16 protein-coding genes are annotated in these 20693 nt (G+C 58.1%); 6 read left to right on the forward strand and 10 right to left on the reverse strand.

The genetic code is table 11. The features are described 5' to 3' along the window. A complete protein-coding gene (locus O9H32_RS24410) occupies positions 1–231 on the forward strand; it encodes a hypothetical protein (protein WP_269868734.1) in 231 nt (76 codons plus the stop codon). 28 nt (positions 232–259) lie between these two features. Next, complete coding sequence (locus O9H32_RS24415; protein WP_269868735.1) at positions 260–1357, forward strand: GerAB/ArcD/ProY family transporter; 1098 nt, start codon at positions 260–262, stop codon at positions 1355–1357. A 176-nt stretch (positions 1358–1533) separates the two neighbouring features. Here the strand turns inward: O9H32_RS24415 and O9H32_RS24420 are convergent, their stop codons facing one another. Beyond that, positions 1534–4806 carry an S-layer homology domain-containing protein gene (locus O9H32_RS24420; protein ID WP_269868736.1) on the reverse strand — a complete coding sequence of 1091 codons (3273 nt, stop codon included), beginning with the start codon at positions 4804–4806 and terminating at the stop codon, positions 1534–1536. Positions 4807–4897: 91 nt separating this feature from the next. Between O9H32_RS24420 and O9H32_RS24425 the strand changes: the two genes are divergently transcribed. Next, positions 4898–5191, forward strand: coding sequence for a hypothetical protein (locus tag O9H32_RS24425; RefSeq protein WP_269868737.1), 294 nt, complete (start codon positions 4898–4900; stop codon positions 5189–5191). Positions 5192–5206: 15 nt separating this feature from the next. Here O9H32_RS24425 and O9H32_RS24430 read toward each other — a convergent pair whose 3' ends face one another. The 8 genes from O9H32_RS24430 to O9H32_RS24465 form a co-directional block, all read right to left on the reverse strand. Further along, entirely contained in the window at positions 5207–6259 is a 1053-nt protein-coding gene (locus O9H32_RS24430; protein ID WP_269868738.1) for a hypothetical protein, read from the reverse strand. A 241-nt stretch (positions 6260–6500) separates the two neighbouring features. After that, positions 6501–7478, reverse strand: a complete 978-nt coding sequence (locus O9H32_RS24435) for a bile acid:sodium symporter family protein (protein ID WP_269868739.1) — start codon at positions 7476–7478, stop codon at positions 6501–6503. Between the two features lie 321 nt (positions 7479–7799). Further along, entirely contained in the window at positions 7800–9332 is a 1533-nt protein-coding gene (locus O9H32_RS24440) for an extracellular solute-binding protein (RefSeq protein WP_269868740.1), read from the reverse strand. A gap of 38 nt (positions 9333–9370) precedes the next feature. Then, positions 9371–10243 (reverse strand): carbohydrate ABC transporter permease, encoded by an 873-nt coding sequence (locus O9H32_RS24445; RefSeq protein ID WP_269868741.1) that lies wholly within the window; start codon positions 10241–10243, stop codon positions 9371–9373. A gap of 34 nt (positions 10244–10277) precedes the next feature. Then, on the reverse strand, positions 10278–11252 hold the full coding sequence (locus tag O9H32_RS24450) for an ABC transporter permease (RefSeq protein WP_269868742.1): 975 nt from the start codon (positions 11250–11252) through the stop codon (positions 10278–10280). A gap of 211 nt (positions 11253–11463) precedes the next feature. Beyond that, entirely contained in the window at positions 11464–11604 is a 141-nt protein-coding gene (locus O9H32_RS24455; protein WP_269868743.1) for a hypothetical protein, read from the reverse strand. A gap of 83 nt (positions 11605–11687) precedes the next feature. Then, positions 11688–12617, reverse strand: coding sequence for a response regulator (locus tag O9H32_RS24460; protein ID WP_269868744.1), 930 nt, complete (start codon positions 12615–12617; stop codon positions 11688–11690). A gap of 6 nt (positions 12618–12623) precedes the next feature. Beyond that, complete coding sequence (locus O9H32_RS24465; protein WP_269868745.1) at positions 12624–13910, reverse strand: ATP-binding protein; 1287 nt, start codon at positions 13908–13910, stop codon at positions 12624–12626. 348 nt (positions 13911–14258) lie between these two features. Between O9H32_RS24465 and O9H32_RS24470 the strand changes: the two genes are divergently transcribed. After that, entirely contained in the window at positions 14259–15524 is a 1266-nt protein-coding gene (locus O9H32_RS24470; RefSeq protein WP_269868746.1) for a cation:dicarboxylate symporter family transporter, read from the forward strand. 32 nt (positions 15525–15556) lie between these two features. After that, positions 15557–16993, forward strand: coding sequence for an aspartate ammonia-lyase (aspA, locus tag O9H32_RS24475; RefSeq protein ID WP_269868747.1), 1437 nt, complete (start codon positions 15557–15559; stop codon positions 16991–16993). A gap of 168 nt (positions 16994–17161) precedes the next feature. Here the strand turns inward: aspA and O9H32_RS24480 are convergent, their stop codons facing one another. Further along, the gene (locus tag O9H32_RS24480; RefSeq protein ID WP_269868748.1) at positions 17162–19135 is read right to left on the reverse strand and encodes a sensor histidine kinase; all 1974 of its coding nucleotides are present in this window, start codon (positions 19133–19135) and stop codon (positions 17162–17164) included. A 254-nt stretch (positions 19136–19389) separates the two neighbouring features. Here O9H32_RS24480 and O9H32_RS24485 point away from each other — a divergent pair, with 254 nt between their 5' ends. Next, positions 19390–20511, forward strand: coding sequence for a glycoside hydrolase family 88/105 protein (locus O9H32_RS24485; protein ID WP_269868749.1), 1122 nt, complete (start codon positions 19390–19392; stop codon positions 20509–20511). Positions 20512–20693: the final 182 nt, after the last annotated feature.

Below are 20693 nucleotides of genomic sequence, written 5' to 3' on the forward strand. Positions count from 1 at the left end.
ATGTGGGTGAAGTCGGCCATTGTTATCTATGCCCTGCTAGCCTTCCTTGGCCACGGGATTTATTTGTGGAAGAGACGGATGCGCAGGGAGCTGTTCTTCTCCTTATTCCTTCTCGGAGGCGCGGCCGGACTGCACCTGTTGTGGGCGCTGCATATCGAGATACCGAGTCCGTTCGATTGGCTGAATGCCCTGTACCGTCCCGTGTACCGTATGATGTTCCCGGAAGCCTAGTGTTATGGAGAAGGAGGGCAAGCACGCCATGCAGCAGCCACTCGAGAAAGGACGAATCGCCGGCAGGCAGTTCGTGATCATCGCCATCCTGTACACCATTGGAGACCCCATCCTTGTCATCCCCTCCATCCTCGCTGAACACGCTCAGGGCGACGCCTGGCTCTCCGCGCTGCTGGCCTGGGCCGCAGGACTTCTCTTCCTGCTTCTGTTCCGGGCCCTTCAGAAGATTTATCCCGGCCAGGGTTTCACCGACATGTGCGAATCCGCCTTGGGACGAACCTGGGGCGGATTCGCCGCGGCTGTGGCCCTGCTGCCGTTCTGGACACTGCTCTCCTCCAGCCTGCTGAGGGAATTCAGCGACTTCATGACCACTCAGATCATGCCTGAGACGCCGATCCAGGCCATCTATGTCATCGTGGTGGCTGTCGCCCTCTACGGGTTATCCTTAGGGCTGGAACCTCTGGTCCGCAGCAGCGAAATCTTGTTCCCTTGGGTGATCGGTTTGTTAGCCTTGTTGATGATCTTTCTGCTGCCGGAGTTCAAAACCGTCAACCTCGAGCCGGTCCTCGCCCATGGCTGGGCCCCCGTAGTGAAAGGAAGCTACGCCATGCTGGCGATTCCCTTCATGGAAGTCGTTACGCTGCTCATGATCGTGCCGTTCGTCAAAGGCCAGAAGCAAGCGATGCGATCTTACGCCTATGGTGTGGCGGGCGGCGGTGCCGTCGTAGTCCTTATCATCATAGTGGCTCTCCTTGCCCTAGGCCCAGACATAACGGCACGGAGTACCTACCCGACATTCGTCATGGCCAAGAAGATCCGCATTGGCAACTTCCTGGAGAGAATGGAGATCATCATCACGATCATGTGGATGATCACGATCTATTTTAAGCTCGCCATCACCATGTACGCCTTGGTCATCGGCACGGCCAAACTGGCGAGGCTCAAGAGCTATCGGCCGCTCTTGGTTCCCTTCGGGACCCTGCTGGTCATCCTGGCACAGATCATCACACCGAACTCCGTTGAGTATTATGATTTTACCGCTACGATCTGGCCGCTATACGCTTTCTCGGTATGTATAGTGTTTCCAGGGGTGTTGCTGGTGGCGGGGAAGGTAAGGGGGAAGTGAGGGTTTCTATCCAACACCTATTATTCATTCTCGGAATCCCTCCAACTTAGTTTTTCACAGCAAAAAACCGAAGGAAAGACACATATCTTGTCTTTCCTTCGGTTTAATATTGGTTTGGAGGAGGCAATAGGCAAAAACTCGCCCAACCCCGCTTCCTTCACCTTAACGAATGGACCTTATCTAGTAACACCGGTGGAAGCCGAAATGCCGGCTGCAGTATTTGCTGATATTTCGAAGCTTTTAACGTTTGATCCAATAGTTACATTTCCAGTAGCAGGATCAATACTTACTGTATTATCCAGCGCTACAGTAAGAGCTGGATTGACTAGTTTTACGTTATTGATGCTGAAGGTTGTACCGAAGAGATAATTGTATTCACTAATCTCATTATCTTCATATTCGGTACCATAGTTGTCGGTCAGCGTCAGATCCATGAACTCATATGCCGATTTACCGGCGGTATCCGCAACTTTGACCGATTTTTCACCAGCCACAAGTTTGGTCGTGGTAATAGCATCATCTTTAACATTAACGGTGAAGGTACGTGTTAAAGTCTCGCCCTCATTTGTTTTAAAGGATACATTGACTTTAGCTGTACCCTTCTTATTACCGATAATGTAGGCTTTACCTACATCATCCGCATCAGCGCCATTGTATATTCCCGCTTGTGCAACAGCTGGATTATCCGTGGTTACGGCAGTAATGATCTTAGGTAGGGCTACTTTATCTCCACCCGCATCGGTCGCCGTTAATTCAATCTCTTTGGACAGCTTGCTGTGAATCTTATCGTGGCCTAAACCAGTATTCAGACCAAGATCATCTTTGCTGTCGATAGCGTTGAACAGATCGCCTACAGTCGAAATGTTGTAGGTAAGATCCGCATCATTTTTCACAACTTCGATATCTCGTTTAATCTCAGCAATATCAGTAACTTTATTCTGATTTGCCACATCAATTTTTTGAATTTTTGCTACAAACGATAATTTATCACCTGGTGCAGCATCCGGTGCGGCAATAAGTTTCTGTTCATCGTTAAATTCGGATAGCAGCGTGTTGCTGTTGTAATTTTGCGGGGTAGCATCAGCAAGAGTTCTCCCCCCGCCGTCTATCATTGAAATTTTACCTGTAATGGTTGGCGTAACCTCAATGTTATAGATATAGCCATTGGAAGCAGTAATATTGCCATTGGCATCCACGCGGACAGGAACAGGGTCCCCATTACTTACCAGGTCAACACCGTCATTGTCTTTTGCTTGTATCTTCTCAAACTCTTGTCCATATTGATCATAAACCTCAAATTCGAATTTGCTTTCTGCTCCAGCGATAATTTTCTTATCCGCATCATCTTTCACCTTGAATGTTTCAGGAACCCGAACATCTTGAACCGTGAACGATTTGGTCGCAACGCTGTTAGCGTTAGCTGTAGCAATCGTTGCAGTCAGAGTTACCATACCTCCGGAGGAATCCGGAATGCTTGCTTTCGGTATCCGAACACTGCCTTTATCTTCTCCGACAGTTACCAACTCGGCCCCAGCCATATTGAACTTAATACGGGATTTGTTCTCATCACTAACCAAGTCATCCAAGCTTAATTTATTTCCGGCGGCATCGTAGGCAACAATCGGAACGAAGGCTTCATCGTCACCGGCTGCAATGACATCGGTCATTTCACCAATTTCAACTTTATTCGCGATTTTGGCCGAGGCGATTTTAATAGTGCCCGAAGCAGTTCCCGCCTGGCTGTAGACATTAAACGTATAATCCCCTGTCTTATCTACATTGCCTGTAAGCGAGAACTTGATGTCGGCAATATCATCATTGTTCGTATCACCAGCCTCCGATTTGAGCTTTTCCTCATATGGAGTAATGTTGACTTGAACGTCTTTCATATTATCAGCTTTATAAGCTACAAGGTTGCCGTACTGGTCATATTGCAGCAGATCAACGGTTGCTGTCTCTCCTGTACCGGCAATGGAATCCTTACCGTTGTTATACTTCAGTGTGCCCAATTCCACCTTGGAAATAAAGGCAGTTGTACCAACTTTAAAGTTCTTAGTTGCGGTTACCCGAGTATCCGTGTGATAAATGTTCACTGGCACGATGGAGATACCGGATTGGAAGCTGGCGTCACTTGTGTTCAGAGTCAACTGCAGATCACCATTATCGAGCTTCTTCAACGTAGGATTTGCTTTGGTATCCGAGTATACCGAGTAAGCACCGGCGGAGTAGGAAGCATTCTCTCCGTATTGGTTTGTCGCTTTGATGTTGATGAGGACTTTGTCGCCCTTAGCGATCGTATCGTTCGCATTAACGAACTCGATCTTGGACACCGTCTCGTCCTGTGCCGTGAACTCAGCCGTCGTTTTATCCACCGCATCAGCAGCCAGTCCGCCAAGTGTTACTGTGTAAGTACCTGCAGTAAGCTTGGTATCCGTAATCGTAAGTACGGCAGACTTCTTATCGTCGGACCACTTGGCTGTTGTTGCGACTGGCACCGAACCCTTCGTCAGAGACAACGTTGCTTTCTCTGCATCCGTTACGTCGCGGTTGAAGTTCACCGTAACCGTCTTGACGCCTGTCGGCTTCACTTCGGATACGGACACTTTGCCTGTCACTACCGGAGGTGTAACTACGCCACCGCCTGTGAGATAGCGGTCCATAACCACTGCCACTTGCTCGCGGGTCGCGTTCTTGCCGCCGTCGAACGTCGTGTCGGTCGTACCTTGCATGAGGCCTTTGGATACCGCGTAGCCGACAGCATCTTTGGCGTAGGCAGGGATGGAATCCTTATCCGCGAACGTAAGCTTGTCGCCCATGCCTGCCAGATCGGCAGCTGGAACGCCCAGGGCGCGTACGAAGATCGTAGCCATTTGCTCCCGCGTTACGTTGTCCGTAGGAGAGAAGGTCGTGTCGGTCGTACCGTTCACGAGGCCTTTGGCCACAGCCGTTTCGACGTAGGAGTAAGCCCAGTGGTCTTTCGGGATATCCTTGAACGTCGGCGTCTCTGGCGTTACCATTTGGTCTGCCGGAACCATAGCACGAACGAGCATCGCCGTGAACGCATCGCGGGTCATGGTACCCTGCGGGTTGAAGTTGCCCGCTTCGTCGCCCTCGATGATCTTCTTGTCGACGAGGTTCCAGATCGCCGTCTGCGCCCAGGAAGAGCTCTTGTCGATATCTTTCGGGCCGCCTGTCGGCGTAGCGGCATGGGCTTGGCCGCCCAGCGGAATCGTCGATATCAGAAGTCCGCCGAGCAGGACTTTCGCCGTCGTTACCTTCAGGTTCGGGTACTTCTTCTTGACGTAGCTTTCAACGTCTTTCTGAAGTTCCCGCTGCTGCTCCGGATTGTCGCCAAGCTCTTTGGCGAATTCCGTCCGGTCCGCTGACAGGTGAATCGTGATGACGTACCCGTCGCGAGTTTTCTTAAGCTCGTCACGTAAAATGTTCACGTCGGTAACCTCCATTTTTCATCTGAATTGATGAATCTCTGCTGAGCAAACATGTGACAGGAGATTTCTTTATTACTCTTACCAGAATTTCATGCGATCATCCGAAAGATTTGCGAAATGCTCCTTGTATTTATTGACAAAAGGCGCAATCCCCCCTCCATCCGGCATCGGTCGGCTGGCGTCCTCCGTGCCTATAGCTTTAAACACCGCGGCCCAAATCATGCGTCTTCGCCTTCAAAAAATGAAAAAGAGCGGAGCGGCGGCTGGCGAACCACCCGGCCCGCGCCCCTTAACACTCTCTCCACAAACTCTCTATATTTTCTTCACTGAAGCTGATGAAGCAAACAAAGACAAAGAAGAGGGCGGACAATCCGCCCTCTCGTGACCTATCTGCTGATGCTTAGTTGGCCGCCGATTTCGCCTCGCGTGCTGCATGCTCCTGCTCCATCTGCGCTTTCAGCTCATCGACCGTGATGCCTTTCTCAGCAGCACGCTTCTCCAGCTTCGCTTGACGCTCCTGCTCCATCTGCGCTTTCAGCTCATCGACCGTGATGCCCTTCTCAGCCGCACGCTTCTCTAGCTTCGCTTCGCGCTCCTGTTCCATCTGCGCTTTCAGCTCATCCACCGTGATACCCTTCTCGGCGGCAAGCGCCTCGAGATCCTGCGGGCCGTGACTTCCGCCTCTATGGCCGCGTCCTGCTTCCATCTGCGCCTTCAGCTCGTCCACCGTGACGCCTTTCTCCGCAGCAAGTTCCGCCAGCTTCGCTTCGCGTTCCTGCTCCCTCTGCGCCTTCAGCTCATCAACGGTGATGCCCTTCTCAGCCGCTTCCGCTTCCAGCTTCGCCTGACGCTCCTGCTCCTGCTGCGCCTTCAGCTCGTCGACCGTGATGCCTTTCTCGGCTGCGAGTGCCTCGAGGTCCGGTCCGCCATGGCCGCCCTTCGGACCGTGCTCGGCACGTTCCTGCTCCCTCTGCGCCTTCAGCTCGTCGACGGTAATGCCTTTCTCCGCCGCTTCCGCTTCCAGCTTCGCCTGGTGCTCCTGCTCCTGCTGCGCCTTCAGCTCATCGACCGTGATGCCCTTCTCGGCTGCAAGCGCCTCGAGGTCCGGTCCGCCATGGCCGCCCTTCGGGCCGTGCTCGGCACGCTCCTGCTCCTTCCGGGCCTTCAGCACGTCCACGGTGATGCCCTTCTCGGCCGCTTCCGCTTCCAGCTTCGCCTGGCGCTCCTGCTCCTGCTGGGCCTTCAGCTCGGCAACCGTGATGCCTTTCTCGGCTGCGAGCGCCTCGAGGTTCTTGCCGCCGCGGTCCTTCTTGAAGGACATCGATTTGATCGCCGCCGTACCGGTGGTCCCTGTTGTCGTAGTCGCTTGTGCTGCAAATGCGGAGCCCATGGCGCCAAGTGCGAAGACCGTTCCGAGTGTTGTGGCGATGACTTTCTTGTTGAAGTTTTTCATGGGTAATTCCTCCTGTAAGTTGGTTTAGTTGTTATGTTCGTTGTTGTCCTTGCTGCTTACAAGATCATCTTACCGCCCCAAGCTGAAAGCATCCTGAATGCCAGCTTTGCGTTTCCTTAAAGCCGATGTCCTTACTGCCGCATGCCTGATAACAAAAAGCGAGCCCCCATTCCTGAGAGCCCGCCTCTTGTACCTTATATACCATGCCGCAGAATCGCCCCTGCCGGGCTGCACCGCCGATTTATGCCGAAGGCTTGCCCTCGGCGGCCCCGGCTGGCCGGGCGGCCGCCTTGCGCCCGAAGAAGACATAGGCGAACAGCGATGCCATCATCTGCTGGAACATCATTCCGATGATCGCCGGCAGCGCCACCGGCGGCGGGAAATACGAGATCGCGAGCACCGCGCCCGCACTGATATTGCGCATGCCGCAGTTGAACGTCATCGTCACGGCGACGCTTCGGTCCCAGCCGAAGACGGCCGCCGTCCCCCGGCCGATCCCATAGCCGAGCGCGACGACCCCCACGCAGACCGCGGCCAGATACAGCAGTTCGGGAGTGAACCCGTTCAGATAGCCGGCGATCACCGAGGAGTTGATCATAATGACCACGGCGAGGCCGATCTTGGAGAACGGAGCCAGCTTCGGACCCAGCTTGGTTTTGACCGCGCCGCGGGTCCACTGGTTCAGGGCCATCCCGAGCAGGGACGGCACGACAACCATCCAGGCAAGCCCTTCCATCATCCCCCACACGTCCATCTGCACCTTGGTGCCGACCATGGCGGAGAGGGTGAGCGGAACCAGGAACGGGGACAGCATCGTATCGACTAGAATCATCGACAGCGTCAAGGCGATATGGCCCTTATAGATCGATACCCACATGAAGCTGACGATCCCGGTCGGAATCGAGAACAACAGAATAAGTCCGGTCACCGTCAGGGGATCGTCCGGGAACGCCAAGTGGCCGACGCCCCAAGCCATTAGGGGCATGACGCCGTGGACCACAACCAGGAACACGAAGATCGGCATGGGATGCGAGAGCACCCGCCGCAGATCCCCGAAGTTCATGCTGAGACTCCCGGAGAACGTCATGAAAGCAAAGATCCAAGGCACCCAAGCCGTGAAGGGCGAGAACCATGCCGAAAGGAGCATCCCGATCAATACGCTGCTAGGCGTAATCAGCGGCATCCAGGTTTCCATCGTCTTGTTGATTCGCTGCAGCATTGTCTCTCTCCCTCCTAAGGCCCCAAGTCCGCATCTATGCAGGAAAGCAGGCTCCGGGCGCGAGAGCACCCTGAGCCTGCCTTAGGCCTTTTGTTGAAGCTTTTTGTCTAGCCTACTAAAACGTTTCAACTCTTCGTGATCCTTCGTAGTCATCCGCCACCGGCAAAGCATCTTATGTCCGGTGCCTGTGCCGGGCAACGGCGCTTGTCTACCGAAGCTGCCCAGCAGGCCAACTGTCTACCTGCCTGCGGCGAACAGCATCCAGGGCTCCGCCCCGCGCACAAGCTCAGCCAACGTCTGTACCCGGCTGCCTTCCCGCGCTTACTTCTTCTGCTTCGCGTAGGCAGCTTCGTATTCCTTCGCGACCAGGTCGCCGCCCGCCTTGCGCCACTTCTCGATCTCCGCCTGCAGGCCAGCGTCGTCGATCTTGCCCATGATGTACTTCGTCTGCGCGTCGTACATCATCTGCTCGAGCTCCTTGCCGCGCTCGGAATACGTGGCCGACGTCAGGTTGAGCGCCGGGTTGAGCACCGCCGTCTTCAGGTTCTCCGGCGGGATCTTCGTGCCCTTCTCGCCGAGCGGCGTGTCCTTCAGCGGCGCCACGTTATAGCCCTCGAGGTTGAAGAGCGAGTCGCGGTACGGCTTCACTTCACGCTGGAAGGCGCTGAAGTCCTTGAACTCCGTCTTGCCGCCGTCCACCTTGGCGTAATGCTTGCCTTCGATGCCCCGCAGCTGAAGCGTGGCCATCGGCTCGTCCAGCAGCTTGTCGGCGAAGGCGAGCAGCTTCTTCAGCTCCGCTTCGTTCTTCACCTTCGACTTCGGGAACACGAAGAAGCCGTTGTTCCCGCTCTCGCCCGCGGCGCGCACGCCGCTTGGGCCCGTCGGCGGCATGACGTCGTAGATGCCGTCCGGCACCGTCTTCGAGAGCCGGTCCTGCATGCTCTTCGCATTCTGGGCCACCGCGATCCGGATGCCTACGCGGCCGGAATCATACATCTTCTCCGCGTCCGCATCCTCGAACGCCGCGAAGTCCTGGTTGATGAGCTTCTCGGCGAACAGCTTCCGGAACAGCTTCAGGATCTCATGGAACTCCGGCGTCACGAATTCCGGAGTGAACTTGCCCGAGGCATCGACCGCCCACTTGTTCGGCGCGCCGATCGCCACCGCCATCCGGGTCGTCAGGGCAGAGACGCCTTCATTGTACTTTTTGCCGAGCACCATGCCGTACGTATCGTTCTTGCCGTTGCCGTCCGGATCGTTCAGGGTCATGGCTTTAAGGACATTATACCACTCATCCACCGTGACGGGGGGCTTCATGCCGAGCTTTTTCAGCCAATCTTCCCGGTAAATCACGGCAGAACGCGCGATATCGCGGAATTGCGGGATGCCGTAGATTTTGCCGTCGACGGAGATGTTCTCGTAATACTGCTTGTTCAGCGCGGCGAGATTCTTGTAATCCTTCAGCAGCGGCCCCACTTCCCAGAACAGGTCCGACTGGATGGAGGAGATCGTGGTGGGGACGTACTTCACTCGCAGCATCATCGGCATCTCGTCCGCCGCGACCATCACATTGATCTTCTCGTCGTAGGCCGCGCTCGGGATCCACTGGATATCGAGCTGGGTGTTCGTGTAGCTCTCGATCGCCTTCTCGACCTCGTTGTCCGCAGCCGGCACATCCCCGACCTGCGCGGTTGCCAGCGTGATGCGTTGCGGCGCGCTGCTCCCCGCGTCCCCTGCCGCCGCTTCCGGCTTCGCCTCTCCGGAGTCTCCCCCGCAGCCTGCGAGGACCCCCGTGGCCATGACCGCCGCGCACATCCCGGCGATCCAGCGTCTGCTCTTCTTTGCTCTTGTCATCGTAACCCCTCCTATAGATGATGAGATCCGCAGGAACGTCATCCTTTCACTGAACCGAGCAGCACACCCTTGGCAAAATGCTTCTGCAAAAACGGATACACGAGCAGAATCGGTACGGTCGCGAACACAATAACCGCCATCCGAATCGTCAGCGGCTGGATCAGCGTCTCCTCGAAAGACGTCTCCCCGATCCGGCTCTGCGCGAGGATGACAATCTCCCGCAGGAGCACCTGCACCGGCCATTTGTTATGGTCATTGATGTAGAGGATCGCATGGAAGAACGTGTTCCAATGGGCTACCGCATAGAACAGGCCGAAGGTCGCAAGCGCCGGCAGCGAGAGCGGCAGCACGATCCGAAACAGGATATCGAGGTCGCTGCAGCCGTCGATCTTCGCCGAATCCTCGAGCCCGTCCGGGATCTGCTGGAAGAAGTTGCGCAGCACGATGAGATTGAACGCCGAGATCGCCGACGGAATCATGAGCGACCACAGCGTGTTCGTCAGGCCGAGCTCCTTCACGACGAAGTAAGAAGGGATCATGCCGCCGGAGAACAGCATCGTGAACAGCACGCCGAGCAGGATGATCTGCCGCCCCCGGAAGTGGGGCTTCGCCAGCGGGTACGCGAGCAGAGAGGTCAGCAGCAGGTTGATGAACGTGCCGACGACGGTCACATAGACGGATACCCCGAGGCTTTTGACCAGCGTATCCGTGGAGAAAATGTACTCGTAAGCCGCCAGCGAGAACTTCGTCGGGAAGAGGATCATCCCGCCTTTGGCCACTTCATGGGGATCGGTGAACGACACGGCGAGCACGTAGACGAAAGGCAGCACCGTACAAAGGGCCACCAGGATGAGCACCGCCGAATTGACCGTATCGAACAGACGGTTGCCGAAAGTCCGGTCTTGCATCATGGCCTATCTCCTCCTTATCAGCCTGGACTTAGAATCAATACACGCCCTCTTCGCCGAAGCGCTTCGCCAGCCAGTTCGCGCCGAGGACGAGGATGAGCCCCACGGCCGACTTGAACAGCCCGACCGCCGCACTATAGCTGTACTGCGCCTGCGTCAAGCCTTTCATATACACGTAGGTGTCGAACACCTCGCCAACCTCCCGGTTCGTCGGGGCCAGCATGAGGAAGATATGCTCGAATCCGCTGTCGAGGAAGGAGCCGAGCCGCAGGATGAGCAGGATCACGATCGTACTGCGGATTGCCGGCAGCGTAATGTGCCAGAGCTGGCGCCAGCGGTTCGCCCCGTCCATGCGGGCCGCCTCATAGAGCTGCATATCCACACCGGCGAGTGCCGCGAGGAAGATGATCGTGCCCCAGCCTACCTCTTTCCAGATCGACTGCGTGACAATCATCGTCCGGAACCAGCCCGGTTCGAGCAGGAAGGCGATCTTCTCCCCCGTCAGTGCGAAGAGAAGCTCGTTGATCACGCCGCCCTCGGTGGTCAGCAGCATGTAGAAGACCCCGACCACGACGACCCAGGAGACAAAATGCGGGATATACACCAGCGTCTGGACCCAGCGCTTGAACCGCTCCTGCCTCACTTCATTGAGCATCAAGGCGAGCAGGATCGGCAGCGGGAAGAAGAAGATCAGGTTGTACACGGCGAGCAGCACCGTGTTGCTGAACAACGCCCCGAACGCCGGCTCCCCGAAGAACCGGCGGAAGTGCTTCAGCCCGGCCCAAGGCGAATCCAGAAAACCCAGATGCGGCTTGTAATCCTGGAAAGCCATCACGACGCCGTACATGGGCACATACTTGAAGACGATGAAATACAGAACCCCCGGCAGTGCCATCACATACAGCCATCTGTCCCGCAGCAGTTCTCTGGCCAACGCGCCCCGGCCCAGCCCGCGTCCATCCGGGACGCCGCTTGCTCCGGGGGCTCTTTTGTCTGCGTAATCCGTTTCCATTGTGCCTGAGACCTCCTGCCTTAGGAATACACCCATTATGAGCGTGGCCTCCAGGAACATCTATGCGCCGAATTCAACCTGTTTGGCAGGATAAGCAATTGTAAGGGTTTACATTTCGACGGATATGCCGGGTGCAACTCCCATATGCCGCAGCAAACCTGCTGACCGCCCTTGACCGGCCGGCGGGCACACACCGATGATGGACAGCCGATCACAGAGGGGGCGGCGCCTTATTCCAATCCGCCGCCCCCTCTGTGATCGGCTTAGCCTCGGCAGGCTTCGTACGCCCCAACGCCAAAAAGGACAAGTCTCCCTCTACCGGGAACCGCTGTCCTTCCGCTTGCTGATTCATCCAGTGTCCGTTTCCATCGTCATGAACCCTGCCGCCTGCGACCCCGCTTCAGCCTGGGGGGACTCTGTGCCCGGGACGCCCGCTCAGAACCGGCTGACCAGCCGCTTGGACTCCAGGTACAGTCCCTGCACGAACTTCTTCGTGTTCGTCCGCACGCTGCTCGCGGCGGAGGCCTCCCCACTCTCCAGTTCCTTCATCTTCTTCCTGATTTCACTAAGGTCGAAGAGACTGGCCACATACTGCTCGAACTTCGGATGTGAATAATCGATGAGGCCCAGCGAGGCGAGATGGGACTGGGCTTCGGCCACCGCCCGCCGCACCCGCTGCTCCGCCGCCTTCACTTCTTTGCGCAGGTCGGACGGAGCGACAGAGGCGCCCAGCCTCGCCAAGGCCACCTCATGGAACACGTCGCCAAGGGACGGGAAGCCGGGTTCCGGGCCGCCGGCTTTCTCCCACCGCTCGAGGTACTGCATCATATCGAGCAGATCCCGGCTCCCGCTCTCGCCGAGCATCCCGAGATCCGACAGCACATCGCCTGCGGCCGAGAGCAGGCTCCGGTCGCCGAAGCCCTGGCTCTTCTTCTCCTGCATCGTGTCCATGCCGATGACGCTGAGCGACCGCCGGATATCCCGGATCGACTGGTGGAGGAGCAGGTGCTGCTCCACCTTGCGGAGCACCCCGATCACCTCGAGACGGTTGACCGGCTTCGTGATGTAATACTCGATTCCGGCGGCGTACGCTTCGGCGATCAGGTCCTTCGACTCCACTTGGGAGATCATGACGAACAGACCGTCGAAGCCGGGCGTCAGAGCTTTCACGGTCTCGATACCGTCACGGCGCGGCATGAGCAGATCGATGAGCACCACGTCGGCCTTCTTCAGGGACAGCACACTGGAATCCACCAGCGCCCCGTCCTCAGCCTCGCCCGCCACCTCTCCGAGGTCCTCGTCTTCAATGATTTGAGCCAGCATGAAGCGGACCGCCGGATCGTCATCCACTATATAGAATCGCATACTCTGCTACCCTTCCTTTCCTATCTGCCCAAGCGGCAGTATCATGCATACCTCGTTCCCGCGCCCCCTGATGCCGGGGAGCAGCGCAACTGAGCCGGACAAGGCCTCTACCGTCATCTTGACATAACCGAGCCCGATGCCGGTGGAGGGCCTGCCCGCTTTATCGTATTTGGTCGTGAAGCCCGGCTGGAAGACCAGCTCGCGCATCTTCACAGGGATGCCGGGACCGTCGTCGGCCACGCGGAGCACGAGGTGCTCCCCGCTGCGCTCCGCCGAGATCCGCACGGTCCCCTCTTCGGTTATAGCCTCCACGCTGTTCACGACGGCATTGTTCAGCAGCGACAGCAGCGTGTACGCATGGCACAGCGGGAGGGGGCCTGCGGTCCGCTGCTCCAGCCGGACCCGTTTGCCCAGCAAGCGGGCCACCCGGCCATTGGACCGCAGCACGATGCCGGCGAGCTCTTCGACCGCCATATAATCCGGCAGTCCGTCCTCCGTGATCAGACGGGAGAGGCCCGCGTGAATGCGCTGGCTGTCCTTCTTGATCTCATGCACGCCCCCAGCCAGTGCGAGCGCCTGCTGTGCGAGCCCCTCCAGATCGCCGGGGGAAGGGGACTGCTTCAACGCCTGATACAGCCCATAGCTCGCCTGCGTCATCCGTTCGGCATCCTGCAGCGACTTCTGCAGGTGCAGCGACTCCTCGTAGAGCTCGGAGACCAGCAAGAGCATCTCTTCATTCTGCCTCCGCTGCTGCTCGCCGGCCGCCTGCGATTCCCGCAGCTTGAGCAGGTTGAAGAAGCCGAGCACGAAGAAGCTGCGGAACAGGGCGATGATCGCAATCTGGTTCAAGGCGGCAAGCGTAAGGGTCCGGGGTGTTCCGGCATAACGGAGCAGCAGCTCAGTCACCGTCCCGGTAAGCTCCAGAGGGAGCCCAAGCACACCCAGCAGCAGCGGCTGGTCCAGACGACGATCCAGACGCATCGCGAAGAAGGCGGCGCCATAGGCCAGATAATAGAATAGGGCAGGATAATGAAGCCAGAGCAGGCGGGCCCAATCGGGGTCCGGCACGGTCAGCGCCCCGAGTCCGATCCGGAAGAGCATGACGCATACGCCGGCGATCAGTCCGGACGCGATGGCGGGGACTCCCCGGATCCAGAGCAAAAAGAAGAAGAACACCGGCGTCCCCAGCGAGACCCGAAAATCGTCCCCGAACGGGTTAAAATGAAGCTCGCCCGCCAGAGGCACCATCACCGCCATCAAGAGCAGCAGCAGCCACTTTTCGTTCCTTCCCACAGATCCCCTCCTCCCCGTCCGCCCATTCTCTAACGTTTCGACAAGTATACCTTGACTCCCCCATGCTTTCCAAGTCTGCCTGCCCCCGGCAGATGACCCAGATCCCGGCCCGGGCCCTTCTTTTCATCCTTATCATGCGTGTTTATAAGAAATATAAGATTACAGGATCGAGCCCTGGTGAGATATACATTCTTATAAATTAAAAATTGGCCAGCACCTTGTAGATTTTTGTAGAGTCCCGTAGCCCCTCTTTTACAATACCTTCATAGATCATCCTAGCAGCTCCGGGGGGTGAAGAAAAGAAAGCGTTTTAATAACAACAAAATATATGACAAAGGCGGGATCCTCGTGAAAAAATTCGGTCTGGCGTTTCAAATTGTGGTGGGGCTGGTCCTCGGGATTATCGTCGGCGCCGTATTCTACGGCAACCCGGCGGTAGAGACTTTGCTGAAGCCGCTCGGCGACATCTTCCTGCGTCTCATCAAAATGATCGTCGTCCCTATCGTGATCTCCTCCCTCGTGGTCGGCGTGGCGGGCGTGGGCGATATCAAGAAGCTCGGCAAGCTCGGCGGCAAGACGATTCTGTACTTCGAGATCGTGACGACGATCGCCATCATCTTCGGCCTGCTCGTGGCCAATATCGTCAAGCCGGGCGCCGGCCTCCACATGGAACAGCTCACAAAGAGCGATATCTCGAAGTACGTGGATACGACCGAGAAAGCGACGAACCACAGCTTCGCGGATACGTTCGTCAATATCGTGCCGAAGAACATCTTCGAATCCTTCGTAGCGGGCGACATGCTGGCCATCATCTTCTTCTCCGTCATCTTCGGTCTCGGCGTAGCCGCCATCGGCGAGCGGGGCAAGCCCGTGCTCGCGTTCTTCCACGGAGTGGCGGACGCAATGTTCTGGGTCACGAACCTGATCATGAGATTCGCGCCGGTCGGCGTGTTCGGGCTCATTGGCATTACCGTATCGAAGTTCGGGGTGGCTTCCCTGCTCCCGCTCGGCAAGCTCGTCCTCTCGGTGTACGGCGCCATGTTCCTGTTCGTCTTCCTCATTCTCGGGGGGATCGCGAAGCTCTGCGGGACCAGCATCCTGACATTTATCCGGATTCTGAAAGACGAACTTATTCTGGCCTATTCTACGGCGAGCTCGGAGAGCGTCCTGCCGAAGGTCATCGAGAAGATGGAGAAATTCGGGGTGCCGAAGGCCATTACTTCGTTCGTCGTACCGACGGGCTACTCCTTCAACCTCGACGGCTCCACGCTCTATCAGGCGCTGGCCGCCTTGTTCATCGCCCAGATGTACGGTATCGATCTCCCGATCTCCCAGCAGATTACCCTGATGCTTGTTCTAATGGTCACCTCGAAGGGAATCGCTGGCGTGCCGGGCGTATCGTTCGTAGTCCTTCTGGCAACACTGGGCTCCGTAGGGATCCCGCTGGAAGGCCTTGCTTTCATCGCGGGGATCGACCGGATTCTCGATATGGCCCGTACGGTGGTCAATGTGCTCGGCAACTCGCTCGCTACCGTCGTGATGGCGAAGTGGGAAGGGCATTATGATCAGAAGAAGGGTAATCAATACTTGGATTCCATCAAACAGGCGGCGTAAGCAGCAGAGTCCGCCGATAAGGGGCGAATGGGATGAGTACAGGTCAAGTGAGGGTGGAAAAAGATTTTCTCGGTTCCCGCGAGGTGCCCGTGGAAGCATATTATGGCATTCAGACGCTGCGGGCGGTAGAGAACTTCCCGATTACGGGCTACCGGATTCATCACGAGCTGATCCGGGCCATGGCGTACGTCAAGAAAGCGGCGGCCCTCGCCAATATGGAGACAGGACAGCTGAACAAGCGGATCGGCGAGGCGGTGGCCCAAGCCGCCCAGGAGATCATCGAAGGCAAGTGGCATGACCAGTTCATCGTCGACCCGATCCAAGGCGGCGCCGGCACGTCGATCAACATGAACGCGAATGAAGTCATCGCCAACCGGGCGATCGAGCTGCTGGGGGGAACCAAGGGCGACTATTTCACCGTCAGTCCGAATACGCACGTCAACATGGCCCAGTCGACCAACGACGCGTTCCCTACCGCCATCCACTTGGCTGCGCTGGCCTTGATCGGCAAGCTGACCGTTACGATGGAAGAGATGATGACGACGTTCCAGCGCAAGGCGATCGAGTTCGACTCGATTATCAAAATGGGCCGTACGCATCTGCAGGACGGCGTACCGATCCGGCTGGGCCAAGAATTCGAGGCTTACACCCGCGTCATCGCCCGGGACATCAAGCGTATCCAGGCGACACGCGAGCACCTGTACGAGGTGAATATGGGCGCTACCGCCGTCGGTACCGGACTCAATGCCGATCCGCGCTACATCAAGCGGGTCGTCGAGCATCTGGCCGAGCTGAGCGGTCTGCCGATCAAGGGCGCCGAGCATCTCGTCGATGCCACGCAGAATACGGATGCCTATACGGAAGTGTCCGCCGCCCTGAAGGTCTGCATGATTAACATGTCGAAGATCGCCAACGACATCCGTCTGCTGGCATCGGGCCCCCGCGCGGGACTCGGCGAGCTGCTGCTGCCGCCGCGTCAGCCCGGCTCGTCCATCATGCCGGGTAAGGTGAACCCGGTCATGGCGGAGGTCGTGAACCAGGTAGCCTTCCAGGTCATCGGCAACGACCATACGATCTGTCTGGCTTCCGAGGCCGGCCAGCTCGAGCTGAATGTCATGGAGCCGGTCCTGGTGTTCAATCTCCTGCAGTCGCTCGGCATGATGAACCAGGTATTCGAGGTGTTCCGCAAGTTCCTGCTCGAAGAGCTGCAGGCCGATGCCGATCGGTGCCGGGAGTATGTGGAGAAGAGCGTCGGCGTGATCACGGCGTTGAATCCGCACCTCGGCTACGAAGTGGTCGCCCGGATCGCCCGGGAGGCCATCGTGACCGGACGGCCGGTCCGCGAGCTCTGCCTGCTCTATAACGTGCTCACCGAGGAAGAGCTGAACATCATTCTCGATCCGTATGAGATGACCAATCCCGGGATCGCCGGTCCCCAGCTGCTGCACCGCGGGGATGCGGAGGCCTAGAGTCGTTTGCACCTGAAGAACACATCCTATACACCTAAGAAACCATACACAACACAACGTCCCGCCCGCCGATGAATGTACATCGGCAGGCGGGACGTTGTTGTTATGGGAAGTCCTATTCGGAATGGAAGCCTCGCTCCATTCAGGACCCAGGCCGGCTTCCCTGCGCTAGGCCACGGGAAACCGGATAGACAGCAGATAGTCCGTCCCTTCGGGAGAGGATACTTCGAGTGTGCCGCCCACCTGCTGTACCCGCTCGCGCATGGTCGTCAGGCCGAATCCGTGCTGCTCGCCCCGGTACGGATGCCCGTCGTTCCACAGCGCGAACCGCACCTGCCCGTCTGCGTGCTCGAGTTCGTACCGGAACCGCCGGGCTTCGCCATGCCGGATCCCGTTGGTCAATCCCTCCTGCAGGGTGTGGAACAGCACCTTCTTCTGCAGGATGGTCAGGGGCGGGAGCTTGCCCATCCTCCCCTGCACTTCCACACCGGCTGCAGACTCGGTCCGGGCCAGCAGCCCCGGGATGATCCGCTCGAGGTCATAATCGCTGCTCGCCGCCTGCATCATATGCACCGACTCCCGGATATCCTGCAGGCTCTGGCGCACGAGTTCCCCGGACAGCTCCAGCTTCTCCATCCCCCGTTCGTCCTGCCGCTGCAGCAGCCGCCGGGCCGCTTCGATCTGCACCAGGGTCGTCGTCAGCGTGTGGCCCACTACGTCGTGAATATCGCCTGCGATCCGGGTCCGCTCCTCCATCACCGACAGCGCCGCGATCGCTTCGGACCGCTCCTGCACCGACAGCCGGAGCAGCCGGTTGGCCTCCTGCAGCTCCGCCGTCCGCTCCTTCACCATCCACTCCAGGGACTCCGTGAACGCCTGGTGTTCCCTGCGGATGCGGGCCATCCGGGTCATCAGCGCCATGCTGAACGAGGCCACCAACAGCAGCATGCCCAGCCCCGCCGCGTTCTGCGAGAAATATTCGTATGCGGGAGAGCCTCTTAAGGCATCGAAGCCCGGAACGGCCGGGAGCAGTCCGCCCCCCACATGGAGTATGACGCCGAACACCGCCGAGAAGATGCCGGTCAGGATCCACCCGTCCTCAGCTCCCGGCCGTGCCTTCATACGCCGGACAATGAAGATCAGGGACGTCACCGCGCCGAGCAGCAGCTGAGGCAGCAGCCCCAGGTTATAGACATTCCGGAAGGCCGCAGGCTCCAGGAGGAAGAGCAGCGGCACCGTGACGGTACTGAAGGCGAACAGAACGGCAGCCTGCAGACGGAAGTGCTTCGGAGCCCCCTCCCTCGAAAAATGATACAGAAACAAGAAGAAGGCACCGGTAGCCGCTACGCCGGGCAGGTCCGCCATATAGACCGGGATGGAGCTATGCGGCAGCAGCTGGAAGGTCTGTGATCGCAGCAGATACGCGAGGCCGCCCATGAATGCGAGAAGGGCAAGGCTCAAGTAAGCCGGGTCCCGGTGCGACCGCCACCAGAACAGAAGCGATCCGGCGCCGAGCAGCACGAAAAATAACGTACACAAAAGCCCTACGACGTCATACCGGATCATCTCCGTCAGCAGAGCCCTGCCTTCCGCCAGCGTATACTGCCCGATGAAGACGCCGGGGGTCCCGCGCGTTATCTTGACGAGCAGCGTGCGAGGCATCGGCGCAGACGGAAGCCGGTACATCTTCCAGCCGAACGAGCTGTGCATGAACCGGTCGGCTCCCAGCGGATCCCGTCCGCCAAGACGGATGCCGTCGGCATACACCTCATACTGGAATTGACGCTGTACCCGCAGATAAGGATCCCGCCAGCCGTCTGCTTTGGACGGCAGGGCGATGCGGATCCAGAACGGCCCCGTGTGCGCCATCCCTTCCGCCGACTGCTGGACTTCCCGCAGCGGCTTCCAGCCACCGGTACCGTCCTCCGGCACGCCGCCGCTTGCGGGCAAGTCGCCGAGCAGTACCTCCCAAGGCGCCTTGGCGTCCAGCTCTGCCAAGCTGCCGGCGGGAGACCTGCGGCCCGCTTCGCCCGCCAGCAGCAGGGAAGCTGCGGCCAGCAGCAGGACGGCACCAAGGACGAACAGGAGGTAAGGCCCCGGCCGGAACGCAGCACGCTTCCCTCCCGCGATTGCAGTATTCATCAATAGATCACTCCAAGAAAGAATCCGATTTCAGACTGGGCGGCTCTTGGAAGCCGTCCGTATGCTCCGAGTAGTCTACAGTATACCGTCCGCTCCACACGCCTGACAATGAGCAATTGCCGCCGGAACGGTATAGCCCCTCCGCCAAAAGACAACAGGAATCAATTTCCGTTCGCACACGTTAACAAAAGGGTTAGAAATACGCCCTTCCGTATGCTATGCTAGGGTAGAAAAGAAAAAGGAGGCGTTGGAAGGTGAGCAAGCCTTGGTCCCAAGCCATGTCGGAATCCTTCATGGAGCAGTACCCTCTGGTGTCCGATATGCCGTTTCAGAAGAGACGATGCTGGAATTATGAAAACGGATGCATTCTAACCGCGTTCGAGCGCATGTGGCGCCGTACGGGGGATGAACGCTACTGGAATTATATCCGTGAGAACATGGACCTGTTCGTCCGCGAAGACGGAACGATCGATACGTATTCGCTGAATGAATACAATGTGGACATGATCAACCAGGGCAAGACCCTCTTCTTCATGTACGAGAGAACCGGCGAAGCCAAGTACCGCAAGGCGCTGGATCTGCTCGTCACGCAGCTTAAGGGCCATCCACGCACAAGCGAGGGCGGGTTGTGGCACAAGAAGATTTATCCGTTCCAAATGTGGCTCGACGGTGTCTACATGACTTCCCCGCTGCTCGCCCAGTATGCCAGCCAATTCGACGAGCACGAGTGGTACGACGATATCGCGAACGAAATTCTGCTGATGGAACGCGTATCCCGCGATCCCAAGACCGGTCTGCTGTACCACGGCTGGGACGAGAGCCGCGAACAGCGCTGGGCCGATCCGCAGACGGGCTGCTCGCCGGAATTCTGGGGACGGGCCATTGGCTGGTACGTCATGGCGATCGTGGATGTCCTGGACCATCTCCCGCTCCACCATCCGAAGCGCGGACAGATCATCGGCATCTTCTACCGTCTGGCGGAAGCCATCGCCCAGGTGCAGGACGAAGAGAGCGGCCTGTGGTACCAAGTCATGGACAAGGGCGGAGAAGAAGGCAATTATCTGGAAGCTTCCGCGTCATCAATGTTCACGTGTGCACTTGCCAAAGGCGCGAACCGCGGCTATCTCGGCGGCTGGGCGCTCGACTCGGCCCGCCGCGGCTACCAAGGCCTGCTGGCCCGCTATGTCGAGCGCGACGAGGACGGGACGCTGCATCTGAACGGCATCTGCAGCGTCGCCGGGCTTGGCAACAAGCCTTACCGCGATGGCTCCTACGAATACTATCTCAGCGAGCCCATCCGCCGCGACGATCCGAAGGGCTTTGCGCCGTTCGTCATGGCATGCCTCGAGATCGAAGCGGCCGGCGTGGCGGAGTAGTAAGTTCCGCACGGCCGACGATGTTCCGCACATCCGCTGCATCCGAATCGATTGCACAAAAGCCTCCAATTCCTGCCGGAACGGAGGCTTTTGTGCGTTGTGAAGCGAGGAAGAGGAACCTTCTCCTCGGTCCGGTGCAGCCTCCGGACCCACTCCCTCCCTGAATGACCGAAGCGGATTCG

The organism is Paenibacillus caseinilyticus (genome assembly GCF_027533645.1).
Taxonomy (GTDB): Bacteria; Bacillota; Bacilli; order Paenibacillales; family NBRC-103111; genus Paenibacillus_G; species Paenibacillus_G caseinilyticus.